This window comes from Natronincola peptidivorans, assembly GCF_900111615.1.
GTDB lineage: Bacteria > Bacillota > Clostridia > Peptostreptococcales > Natronincolaceae > Natronincola_A > Natronincola_A peptidivorans.
This window is the reverse complement of the sequence record NZ_FOHU01000006.1, coordinates 39609-53070: the sequence shown is the minus strand read 5'-3', so window position 1 is coordinate 53070 and position 13462 is coordinate 39609. Positions and strand designations below refer to the sequence as shown.

4 protein-coding genes are annotated in these 13462 nt (G+C 42.8%); all 4 read left to right on the top strand.

Annotated features, from left to right (window positions below; translation table 11 throughout):
• The first annotated feature begins 31 nt into the window (after positions 1 to 31).
• The 4 genes from BMX10_RS08425 (at position 32) to BMX10_RS08410 (ending at position 12909) form a co-directional block, all read left to right on the top strand.
• Positions 32 to 6010 (top strand): IPT/TIG domain-containing protein, encoded by a 5979-nt coding sequence (locus BMX10_RS08425; protein WP_090442340.1) that lies wholly within the window; start codon positions 32 to 34, stop codon positions 6008 to 6010.
• Positions 6011 to 6327: 317 nt separating this feature from the next.
• Positions 6328 to 9129, top strand: a complete 2802-nt coding sequence (locus tag BMX10_RS08420; RefSeq protein ID WP_090442338.1) for an S-layer homology domain-containing protein — start codon at positions 6328 to 6330, stop codon at positions 9127 to 9129.
• 413 nt (positions 9130 to 9542) lie between these two features.
• Complete coding sequence (locus BMX10_RS08415) at positions 9543 to 11096, top strand: S-layer homology domain-containing protein (protein WP_090442335.1); 1554 nt, start codon at positions 9543 to 9545, stop codon at positions 11094 to 11096.
• Positions 11097 to 11301: 205 nt separating this feature from the next.
• Positions 11302 to 12909: a CTP synthase gene (locus tag BMX10_RS08410; protein WP_090442332.1), complete on the top strand. Its 1608-nt coding sequence runs from the start codon at positions 11302 to 11304 to the stop codon at positions 12907 to 12909.
• Positions 12910 to 13462 lie beyond the last annotated feature (553 nt).

The following is a 13462-nucleotide window of genomic DNA, read 5'->3' as shown; positions in this document are numbered from 1 at the left end:
ATAAAGGTAGAGAGACGGGGGGGACGACAAAATGCGAAGAAGAATAGCAATTGTTTTAGTGTTTCTTATGATGTTTAATGTGTTAGCGGCAGGACTAGGAGAGTTATACGCTTATGGCCAAGAGCCTATACCTGTGATCCCGCAAGTCATCAGGGTAGACTTTAAAGAAATTGTAGAGGTAAATGCCCAAGGAAATAAAGTAACACAGTCTGTTGTTGTGTTTAATGGCATGGACCTTTCTCGAGTACAGGAGATTGTTGTATATGAAAAAATTGGAGATCAGCTGCATGCTCGTAAGGCATTGGCACCTTTTAATGTTATTAGAAGCAATGAGATCCATTATAGGCCAGAAAGTGTTGGACAAACGCCTAAGGATATCTTTGGACTTCAAGGAACAAGTGATACTTTAGAAGTGCAATTTAGAATCAGAACACAGGAGGGACTTTATCCCGAAGGAGATACCATATTCCATATTCCTTTAGAAAGCCAAATAATGCGTGTAGATACCATCAATGGACTTAGTCACCACAACTGGCCTATTACTGTCATTCAAGAGGAAGAGGGAACCTTCACTCTAGAAGGGTCTAACTTTAGACCTAACGATTATGAACTGTCTGTTTCTCAAGGAGATTTTGCTAACGTCACCCCATATTCTTTGATAGATTCAAATAACAGAAATAGAGTAAGTGTAGAGATAGGAAATGCGCCCCATGGGGCAAATCAGAATCTTATCTTTAAAAGAGATACGGGTCCTAATGTGGCTTTATACTATACTGTAAGAGAAGCCATCAACATTGTGAGACCGCTTGACTTAGGAGATAATGTAACCATTACGCCACTACAAGGAACTAGAGGGGCCATTATGCGGATAATGGCAGACAATCACCATTTCTTTAACGATGCAGCGTTAAAGGTATTTATTGGTGGTATGGAGGCTCCAAGAAATGTCAGCCCATTTAATAAAAACGGGATTTTTGAATATGCTGACGGAGAAAAAATTGGAATAGAGGTAATCGTACCAAATTTAGGAACTGTACCTTTAGACAATCTTCCAATCGAGATTACCCTTGAAGGAGGAGATACCTACTCACATGATAAAAGGTTTAAGTATTTTCCTGTATCCGAGACTAGACTGCAGGTAGTGGATGTAAATCCAGAGGAAGGCTTTACTAACACAAACAATATTATTGAGCTGCTTAGATTAAGAAATGCTGTTGAAGTTAAAAACATCCCAGATGAGTATCAACTGCAGTTTAAAAAGTCAGAAGAAGAAGGTAAAGAACATGAATACAAAATAGAGATAGGAAAATACAATGATTTTCAACCATCATTAGAGGCTTTTGGTGAGGATGCAAGAGCCATCTTTATCCGATATGAGTTAGCCAATAATCAATTCATAGAGAGAAAAATAAATATAGATATAGGTTTACCAGTTAATATAACTAGGATAACCAACAGTCAGGATATCAAGGCGGAGTTCTTTAATAGTGGAAATCCATATTTTGAAAACTTTAGGGCAACAACCCAACAGGTTCATGATATAGGACCACAACCCATCTATGTTCGAACAGAAACCGTACTTTTTGATGGAGGACAAAGTGCTAACCCTTTGTACAATATCGTGGAAGAAGCTCCATATCCAGGAGATTCCCCTGTACCATACACTTATAAACCAGATCAAAATGCTCCACAAATTCAAAACATCACCCCTGATAAAGGACCTCATGATCAAGAAATCTCTGCCACCATTACTGGAACAAATTTCCGAGTAGAGAGTATAGGTCAAAACAAATTCTATCCTACCATAATCATTGGAAGTGATGTTTTAGGATATAAAGTAATAAAGAAGGAAGGGGCATACCTTAGTGAGTATGGTGATGGTACAAACCTAGGAGAGTCTGTAGGAGCCTTTGACTTTGTAGTACTAGACAATAATGGAAATATTGTAGATGGTGAGGCTAGAAAGATTGGTACCCAGATCAAGTTTACTATCCCAGCCAAAATGCTTGAGAATTTTGAAGGAATATGGAATGCAACAGTAACCGTATACAATCCTAACCCTACAGGAGGTTTAGGGGGTAGAAATACATGGACAAATCACTTCCAATACATCTTCCCTGATAGCAGTGTATTGATACCACAAATTAATTCTGTTGAACCGGATCGAGTAGCAGTTGGCAGCAATGCAGCTGTTACAGTAAGAGGAAGATATTTTCAAAATGAAACCATGGTTACCATCGACGGAGAAGTAATACCCAACCCGCAAATTGACGTAGCAAGAGGGATCATTACCTTCAATGCTCCCGATGGAAGACCAGGAAAAACAAAACTGCAGGTAATCAATCCTGATGGTGGATTTGCTTCCCATGATTTCGAGTATATTAGAACCTTTAGTCAGCCGTATATCGAAAGCATTATTCCAAATTTTGGAGGGAAGGGAAGTCTAGTAATTATTAAAGGAAACAACTTTTATCCCCCAGACTCTGAGGGACAAAACGATGATTATAAGATAGGAACAAGAGTATACATCGATGGTAGAGACATAAATTATGAGAGCTTGACAGACTATCAAACCCTAACATTAAGAGATTTTAAAAATCCATACGATGAAGCTGCAGACGCACCTTTAATACTGGGACCCGATGGAGAGCCCTTGGAAACCTACGGCAGCCATGTGGCAGTAGTAGACCATGAAACCATCTATCTTATTGTACCAGATCCTGAAGGTCAGAAAAATTATCCAACCAATCGAATGCTGCAGTTGAGAGTGGTGAACCCTGATCTAGGAAGCTATACTGTACAAAATGGTTTTAGAATCATCAATGTAGCAAGGAACCCTGAGATAGAAGAGATTTCTCCTAACCTTGGAGATTATCGAGGGGGTAATATCGTTGAGATCAGTGGGGACTATTTCCTAGAGAATGTAAGAGTTTACTTTGGTACCCAAGAGGCACAGGTTTATCGCAGAAGAAATAATGGTACCGCCTTATGGGTATATGTACCTCCCTATGGAGGCCAGCTGAAGGAGAAAAACAGAGCAACAGTGCCGGTAACAGTACAGAACTCTAACGGTAGCTCTGTTACCAAATATGATGGATACAACTATGTTAACCCTGGCTATGATGCCAAAATCACCAATATAAGTCCTAATACAGGAAATACTGCTGGAGGAGATCGAATTCTTATTTCAGGAGAAAACTTTAGATCTGTAACAGGAGCAGTATACGAAGGCGGGATGCAAAAGCCAGCGGTCTACTTTGGCGGTATCAAGGTAGATCCTCAGGATGTAACCTTTAACCTGCCGCCAAAGGAAACCTATGCACCCATAGAAACAACAGATTTAATCATTGTAGAAAACACACCACCGAATCCCCCTGGTAGAGTAGATGTAACGGTTATTAACTATGATGGTGCCATCGCTACCTTAAGGAACGGGTTTGAATATCGTACAAAAGTACCGGCCATTACCCAAGTTCTTCCTAACCAAGGAACTGTCTATGGCGGAGATGAGATTACTATTATAGGTAGAGATTTTGTAGAGAGAGGACTCTATGTAACCTTTGGTGAAGAAGAGGGCAGGAGAGATGTTCTCTCAGGACAAACCACTGTAACGGTAGGAGATATCATTGTCCACTACAATGCATATGCACAAGAAGATAATATCAAAATGTACTATAAACAGATGACAGCAGATAATGAACTAAAGGGCTATGTAGAAGGAGTAAATGAGAGGGTTTCTGGCTTTAATCTTCTTGAGGAAGAAGGCTTTGAAATCGTACGGATTTCTTGGAAAGATATTGCAAAAGACTTTGATGATGATAGCATTAGTCATTTGGCGGATGAAAATATCAAAATAGAAGTAAAAGACAGTAATCTAATTGTCACCAGGAGACTGGGAGTTATTCAAAGAGTGGAGGAAGACAAAAGGATTACCATAAAGACTCCTCCTGGTCAATCTATAGGCGGTAAGGTATTAACAGTATACAACTCTGATGGAGCAAAGGCTACATCGAATTTCACCTATACAAGTCCCTATAGACCTCCAGTAATCAATAGGATCATTCCTACTGTAGACGTAGAAGCGGTTAATATAGAAGGAATACTAAGGGATATAAGCTTAGCAACAGGACCACCAGCTGGCGGTTCAATCCTAATCATCGAGGGAAGAAATTTTAGAGCAGGAGTAAGGGTTTATATAGGAGATACCCAAGCCATTATAAGAAGCAGAGGATTAAATGATGATGAATTAATCGTAGAAGTACCAGCAGCAGCTACAGGTGCTGTAGGGCCTTACCTACAATTTCTTGTAATTAATGAAGATGGTGGTCAGGGTTATGGCCATGTTGTGCCAGAGGGCAGCAACAGACGACCCTACTATTTCCAATATATAGTCGAGGGCAGCAGCCCTATCATCAGCCTTTTGAACCCAGAAAAAGGACCTACCTCCGGTGGAACAAGAGTTACCATCAAAGGGAATGAGTTTAAAGACGAAGATTCCCTAGGAGCGCCAAGGGATGTAGCTGTGTTCATCGGTGGCATGCCAATACCGCAAATAGATGTCACCTATGTTGACTACAACACCATAGAGGTAATAGTTCCCTCAGGCAGAGTGGGTACCCAGACAGTAGAAGTTGTCAACTACGATTATGGTCGAGCTATAGGAAGAGATGCATTTACTTACATCAGTCAACCGAGGATTATCTCAGTAAATCCAGCCAAGCTCTTTAGTAATGATACCCAAACAGAGGTTACTGTTAGCGGACAAATGTTCCAGTCAGGGGCAAAGGTAATCCTAGGGGGAGAAGTTATTAGAGAGGAAGATATTGCAGCAGGGATGGAAGTGAGAGGTACAGGTATCAGAGGAGTAGACGATGAGGGCAATAACAGAAATGTTGCTGTTGTAGGAGGCATAGAAGCCGCCTCCGTTACTGTAGAAAATGAAGAAACCCTAAAGGTGAGATTTCCAGAGGCCTTTGATCTGAAAAACAGTCATATTATTATCTTAAATCCGGATGGTGGTGTATCTGAGCCCTATAGAGACTTTAACCATCAGATCCCAATACCAACAAAACCATTGGTACTAGAAGCCATCCCAGGATTTGAATCTACTGTGCAGCTGATATGGTCAGACTCAGCGCCAGAGGTGCTGAATGCCGCAGACAAATACGAGATTTATGGAAAGAAATCTACTGACAGAAACTATAGCTTTATAGGAGATACCGAAGGAGCAGAGTTTTTAGTCAGAGGTCTAGAGCCAAACACTAGATATGACTTCATGGTAAGGGCATTGAACCGATATGGAAGTGCATTAGAGTTTGCAGAGGTCACCGTCAGAACTCTGAGCCCAAGTGAAGATGACAAACTGAAGGACAAACAAGAAGAGCTGGACAAAGCAGAAGAAAAGCTAAGAAAAGAAGGCAAAGAAGAAATCATAGATGGCACCCTAATCAAAACCATCGGCACCGAACAAATAACCAGCGGTGGAGCACCGTATATCATAGATTTCTCTCTAAGCCAATACAACAATCATGATAAATTTGTAGTGGCCATCCCAGTAGCTATGCTGGCGGATCTAAATAGAAACATTATGATTACTGATGGTAATGCAAACTTCTCCTTTAATGCCAGAAACCTATATACAAGAGAAGTCATCCAAGGAGGAAGCCAAAACAGAGAGGATGCTCATGTAGAAATCACCTTTGAAAAGGTAACAGGACAAACAGCAGAAGGACTTTACAGTGCTATACCAAGAAATCAAAGGAGAGCCTCTGCCATTTACAGCATAGATTTCAATCTACAGGTTGGTAGAAACAGAACAGCCATCCGACAAATGCTGCAGAGTGGCAACGTCCTCATCAACTACGACAGCAGGGCATACCCAAATACCAACAGCAACAGCCTGTTTATAGGAAAGTATGATCCATCAAGACATGAGTTCACAAAACAAAGAGATGGCAACAACACCAGCTTCCAAGAACCAGCAAAGTTCATCCTACTAACAAATAGATAAAAAAATATTGTGGGGACAACGAAGCCATGGGGACTGTCCAGCTGACACATGTTTCCCAATGTGTCGGAGGGACTGTCCCCATGGCGTAGCGAAACCTGCCGCAAGGGACAACAAGGGACATCGGGGACTGGCATCCTGTCCTGACGTTTTTTGGAGGGACTGTGTGCCTGTCCCCAGTGTCCTGCAAACACAGACGGACAAATGTCATCCTGAGCCTCAGCGAAGGATCTAAAAGCTTTTGATTTTGCTTTTAATTTTTTAATATTTAATTTTCCATTTTACATTCTTCATTTTTAATTTAAAAAAGGAGCGATCCCATGAAACCCTCAAAAAAAACCTACATCCTCATACTAACCCTACTCCTGCTGCTACAGCTCTTTCCCCATCAAGTATTTGCCATAGATACCCTGAGTCCTTACCCAGCCTACGAGGGTTTACAGGATGGGGGAGCCCTATACCAAACCATAAGATTTACAGACATCGATGGTCATTGGGCCAGAGCAGCTATTCAGGAAACAGCTGCACTATCCCTCATGAGCGGTACGGGCAACCAAAGATTTCAGCCCAATCAACCCCTTACCCATCTACAGGCATTGACAATCCTGGTAAAGGCCTTGGGACAGGAGGAGGAAGCCCGACGATTAGGAGAAATGCAAACCCCGCCAACGGTAAGAGATATCGTGGTACTAAGTGCAGCCGACAACTGGGGACAGGGCTATCTACAGGTGGCACTACAAAACAACATCGTCACGCCCCAGGAAATGAACCAAATCCTGAACCTGACACCAGTCCAAATGGACAACCTGCAGCAGCAGGTGTCAGAACGGATGGAAGCCTTTGAAGATGGAGAGCTTACTCCAGCAGAAATAACAAATCTTCAAAACCAGATTAGAAACCAACTGGAAACCAACGCCACATGGAACCGACCCATCAGCCGGCAACAGATGGCAGCATGGATAGCAAGAGCGCTAGACCTAGAAGGAATATATGGCGCCAACATGGTAAATGTCCAACGATTTACCGATATGAACCAAATGGATACAGAAAAAATCCCACTGATCGAGGCTATTATACAGAATGGTATTATGTCCGGCACCTCCAACACAACCTTTGCACCACGACAAACCTTAACCAGAGGACAGATGGCACAGATGATGACCAAAGTGCAGGAGGAGCTGCTGGAGGAGAGAGGACTTACCAAAAAAGAAGGAGAAATTGTAACAACAGAAAACATTCAACACCAGGGTGTGACAAAAAGGGTTCTTACCATAAAGAATGATGATAATAGCAATAATCTGATTGTAGTAGAAGCATCAAATAAAGATTTTCCTGTACGAAAAAATGGAAACCTAAGCTTGTCCAACGCCCTCAGTAGAGGAGACTGGATACGCTACTATATAAATGAAGGTAATGAAGTCATCTACGCTGCCGTAGACGATGTCCCCATCAGAGAGATAGAGGGATTTGTTGAAACCACGGATATAGAAAACCGCCAGCTGGTGATGACAGACTTTCAAAATAGAAGACATATCCTAGAGGTGCCTTCCTCTGCAAAGATTCAAGTGAATGGTAGGAGTGTACCCCTAGATGGACTACTATATGGCATGGAGATCAAAGCATCTGTCCATAACAATAGAGCCTCCAGCCTGCAGGGCTACCTAGAGGAGGACCCCGATAGACATGGTTACATTCCTCCCGGCACCCGAGTAAAGGTGGGAGATGTCCTATTTATCGATAGCGACACAGTAGAAATAAGAAGCGCTGGCAACAGAGAAAGATATAGAATCAACACCGGAACTCGAATATTGAGGAATGAAAGACCCTCTCAGCTGTTTGAAGTAAAGGTCGGCGACAGAGTCATGCTTTTCTTCAATGATATCTATAGCCCAGACATCGCCACCATCCGGGTAGAGGACCACGAACGTCATATCGATGGAGTTTATCGAGGACAGATAGAACAGGTGGACCAAAGAAACCGAGAGATTATTTTGAGAAATGTCTCTACCTATCAGCAGGGAAGATGGGTGAGACATCCACAGGATCAGGTGAAGCTGAGGGCAGAGGGAGATCTTCTCTATGAAGGAGGAGAAAAAATCACCCTTAGAGATTTAACCAGCAGAAGAGATCAAGAGGTCTATATAGCACTGGAAAACAGCTATGGAGTGCCTAGAGTGGCAAAGCTGCTGATGAAGCAGGGCTCTACCGTAGCCTACGACAGCACCATCACAGATATACAGTTTGGTACAAGCAGGATGATTGTAGACAATGTCGGTTTTAACTTCCATCCAGGAACCATCGTTATAAAGGACAACCGATTAGTAGACATGCTAAACCTAGATCTGAGACAAACAGTAAACATAGCAGCAGATTTATTAAGAGGCACGAGAAATGCTTCAGTGATTTCCATAGAAGGCACCAGCATGCTGGATGATCGCATCGATGGCACCAGACTAGCCATCTACAGAGGAACCATCCAGGATATCCATCAATATGGTATCACCCTCGGAAGACTTGCTTATCGACTGGACTACCTAAGACTTGAAGATAACAGATGGGTAGAGATGTCTGGAAGCAGAAGAGTGACCCTAACAGAGGATACCTATATCTATGACAGCCAGCTGGAGCTGGAGATAGAAGCAAGCTACTTTATCGATACTCGATTCATAGATCCAGAGGATATCGAAGACGATGAACTGCGTCGACGTATCACGGATAGATTCTATCTAAACAAAGGCGCTTATTTTGTAGTAAAAGAAACCCACGTGGATGGAGAAGTCTACGAAGAAGTGCTAGCACTGAATCTGACACCAGTATCTATCCATGAGGGAGGAAGACTCCACATAGAACACAGCGCTATTGGCAGTATTTCAGAGGTGGATATGGACAATGAAACCATCACCCTAAACAATGTAAGACACTGGAACAGTTTAAATAATCGTTGGGAGACAGTACCAAGAGGAGAAACCATAAATACAGATAAAGCAGTCATCCTCCTAAACGATACCCCAGTAGGCAAAGAAGAACTTCACCGACTGAGAAGAAACGCACAAGCCTACGTAGTAAAGAGCAAAAACGTCTCCACCGGCGACGACGCCTACGTAATCATTGTAGAGCAATAAAAGAATAAAAAACAAATTCATAGAGGGACGTGAGACTAGCGAAGCCAAGGGGACTGTCCAGCTGTCTTGCCGGTAAAACCGGCAACCGAAGGGGTGACAGAGGGACTGTCCCCATGGCGAAGCTACAACGTGGGAACTGGCATCCTGCGGGAAACCGAGGGATAAGTGAGGGACGAGGGGACGTATACATGTCCTGCCGTTCTTTGAAGGGACAGGTGTACGTCCCCGTGTCCTGAACGAAGAAGAGAAACTAAACAAGAGAGGGAATTGGGGACGGGTAATTGTCCTGACGCCTTTTGGAGGGACTAGTACCTGTCCCCGAGTCCTAAACGATGCAGGATACACAATATATGCTGTGAAACGAACAATAAGAAGTTACCAGTAAAGAACACCCAAAAAAGGGGGAAAACAAAATGAAAAAAACCACCCAAACGAAGTCATGGGGACTGTCCATTTGGCACGTGCTTCCCAATGTGCCTAAGGGACTGTCCCCGTGGCGTAGTGTACTAACACTCCTACTAATCCTAACCTTCAGCCTACAAGCCTACGCCCTAGAGATCCCCGGCTACGAAGGCGGAATACAAAACGAAACCACCTATCGAGAGGTAATCTTCCTAACAGGAGAACCCATTATCGTAGAGGGAACTGTATCTGTAAGCGATAGAGGAGATCGTGTCACCTATAACTATAGAAACCTTGTAAACACAGAGAAAAACGTAAGTATCACAAGAAATGTCACACTAGACAAGGAAACCATATCCAACGGCAGCGACCAAAAACAGCAGGCGTTGGTATTAAACCGCTACCGAGAAACCATCACTGTGAATGGTGTACGATACGAAACCAGCGATGCCCAGTACCCATGGAGTAAAGCCCAGATTTTCCATGAAAAACCCGGGGTCACCTATTTTGCCGGTAACTGGGATGGGAGAAAAACCTATACCATCAATAGAAATCAAGGAACAGTAAGGGTAGATACCCAGGGAACAGTAGTGGGCTACGATCACCACTGGGGCGCTACCAATACGCAAACCGTCACACATTTCATTCGTTATGAAAGAGCCTTTAACAACAATGACAACGAAGAAGAAACCCTTTCCTGGGAAGGAACAGCAGAGGTAAGTGTGGTCCACAATAGAACCAAAGACTACCATTACGAAGCCAACACACCCACCCAAATCAGCTTTAGAGGAGGCTACCTCCTAACAGAAAAGGAAGAAAATATCGTAAAATACAGCTACAACCTACCAAGACTAGGAGAGGATGGAGATCTACTCAGGGGCAGAAACTCTGGCAGCAGAAGCTTTAGCCTAGACACCAACCCCATAAACAAAAGACTTACCATCCCAGCCATGAGAGATATTTCAGGACATTGGGCAGAAAAAGACATCCTATTTCTTGCAAGTCTAGAAGCCCTAGCACCACACAATAGTAACTTTGGACCCTCATTACCAATGAGCAGGGGAGAGTTTGCTAGAGCTTTAGCAGTTATCATGGGACTAGAAAAAGAAGAAGAGCAGCCTGCAAGGAGAAGAACAGTACAACTACAAGAGCCAACAACTCTCTTTGTAGATGTCCCTACAGAAAACCCAAACCAAAAATACATCGAAGCAGTATTTGAAAAGGGGATTATGAAGGGAGTAGGAGAGGACCATTTCATGCCAAACCAAAGCATCACTAAAGCGGAAGCAACAGTAGCCATCATCAAAGCACTAGGCTTTGAAGACCTAGCGCCTATCCAGCAATACGCTATGGGCTACAGAGACGACTACGCCATCCCCCTATGGGCAAGAGATGCTATCTATGTAGCAAGAGAGATGGGTCTAGTAGACAGCAACCCCAATGGCTATTTTCAACCCAGCAGAGACCTAACAAAAGCAGAAACAGTAGACATGCTGACAAGACTGGTCCACTACCTACAGTGGGATATAAGATATGATTATAGAGAGAGAATCCTCAACTACTAAAAAATTTATGTATGAAGAAAAATAGATATTGACATAATAACTAAATGTAGGATAAACTATCATATGTTATTATGTAAAAAGATAAATCCGCACCCACAAAGGGTGCCCTCAAGAGGTCACCCCCCTTTAAGGGTGACCCTTCACTTTTTTTGACAATACTTATAAATAGAAACCAACCAAACTGTACACAGAAAGGATGAGATAAATGTCAACAAAATACATCTTTATCACAGGAGGAGTAGTATCCTCCCTAGGCAAAGGCATCACCGCCGCCTCCCTAGGTCAGCTGCTTAAAAGCAGAGGCCTCAAGGTAACCCTGCAAAAATTTGACCCCTACCTAAACATCGACCCCGGCACCATGAGCCCCTATCAGCATGGGGAGGTTTTCGTCACAGAGGATGGAGCAGAGACAGACCTAGACCTAGGTCATTATGAAAGATTTATCGATATCAACCTCAGCAAATACAGCAGTGTAACCTCTGGTAAGATATACTCCACCGTCATCAACAAAGAAAGAAAAGGAGACTACCTAGGAGGAACAGTACAGGTCATTCCCCACATCACCAATGAAATCAAAGACAGAGTCTATCGTGTAGGCAGAGACGGTAACTTTGACGTAGTGATTACAGAGGTAGGAGGCACAGTAGGTGATATCGAAAGCTTACCCTTTCTAGAAGCTATCCGTCAAATCAAATACGAAGTAGGCAGAGAAAATGTCATGTACATCCATGTGACTCTAGTACCCTTCCTAGGAAAGGCAGGAGAACTAAAAACCAAGCCCACACAGCACAGTGTCAAAGAGCTGAGAAGCATTGGTATCCAACCGGATGTGGTGGTTTGCAGGACAGAAAAGCCATTATCTCAGGAAATGAGAGATAAGATTGGTCTCTTCTGCAACCTGGAGCCTGGCCATGTGGTACAAAACATGGATGCAGAGAGCCTATATGAAGTACCCTTACTATTAAAAGAAGAAAAGCTGGATGAGCTAGTAATAAAAAAACTAACCCTTCAAGCCCAAGAAGCTGATCTTGTTCAATGGAAGGAAGTCGTAGCTGGAGATAAAAATCCAAAGGGGAAAGTAAAAATCGCCCTAGTAGGAAAGTACGTAGAGCTAAAAGATGCATACCTTTCAGTATCAGAGTCTCTAACTCACGCTGGCATTCATAATAATGTAAAGGTAGAGATCGACTGGATTCATTCAGAGGATGCGAAGGAAGACAATGTAAAGGAGCTGCTAAGCTGTGCTGATGGTATCCTAGTACCAGGAGGCTTTGGAGACAGAGGTGTGGAAGGTAAAATCAATGCCATCAAATACGCTAGAGAAAACAATGTCCCATTGCTAGGTATCTGTCTAGGGATGCAGCTGGCGGTAATAGAATATGCTAGAAATGTACTAGGACTGATGGATGCTCACAGCTCAGAATTAAATCCTGACACCACTCATCCTGTCATCGATCTAATGCCAGAGCAAAAAGATGTAGAGGACAAAGGCGGAACCATGCGTCTAGGACTGTATCCATGCAAGGTATATGCTGATACAAAAGCAAGAGAGGCCTATGAAGAAGACCTCATCTACGAAAGACATCGTCATCGCTATGAGTACAACAATGAGTATAGAGAGAAACTGACAGAAGCAGGCCTCATCATCAGCGGAATATCCCCTGATGAAAGACTAGTAGAAATGGTAGAGCTAAAAGACCACCCATGGTTCGTAGCAGTCCAGTTCCATCCAGAGTTCAAATCCAGACCAACAAGACCTCACCCACTATTCAGAGACTTCGTAAAAGCAGCTGTTGATCAACAAGCAAAATAAAGAGAAAAAACTTTCAAAAATTGCAGGAATTTTTACAGATACCTAGAATATTATGATAGTGGACAAGAAATAAAAAGCATTAATGTGTTTAAGATAGAGAGTAGCAAAAAGCTGAGAGCAAAGAAAGCAAGCAGAGAGCAAAGAGAGGGACATCAGGGACGGGTAATTGTCCCGACGCTCTTTGGAGGGACTAGTACCTGTCCCTCGTGTCCTGAACGACGAGAGAACAATAACTTAAAGGATTGAAGGGACTAATACCTGTCCCCCTGTCCTGTGACTCAGCGGATAAAGAACCACCAAATCTGACTCTGTAACACAAAACAAAAAAACTGTAACATTTCTGTAATGGTAATTCACCACTTTTATGTGTATAATGGTTTTAGTGGTAGATGACAGACATATTTTACAATTATGTTACAAAATCCCATCAAAAGTTGACCTATTCAGCTCAGGGTGGTATAATCTTACCTACAGGTGGATAAGTGACTTGCATTCACCTACATATTATGTTTAGTTTTTAAAGGTTTCAACCTTTAAAATAAATGCTTTGGGG

Coding starts and splice junctions, on each gene's coding strand:
- BMX10_RS08410 (WP_090442332.1), top strand. CDS start 11,302: ATGTCAACAAAATACATCTTTATCACAGGAGGAGTAGTATCCTCCCTA.
- BMX10_RS08420 (WP_090442338.1), top strand. CDS start 6,328: ATGAAACCCTCAAAAAAAACCTACATCCTCATACTAACCCTACTCCTG.
- BMX10_RS08425 (WP_090442340.1), top strand. CDS start 32: ATGCGAAGAAGAATAGCAATTGTTTTAGTGTTTCTTATGATGTTTAAT.
- BMX10_RS08415 (WP_090442335.1), top strand. CDS start 9,543: ATGAAAAAAACCACCCAAACGAAGTCATGGGGACTGTCCATTTGGCAC.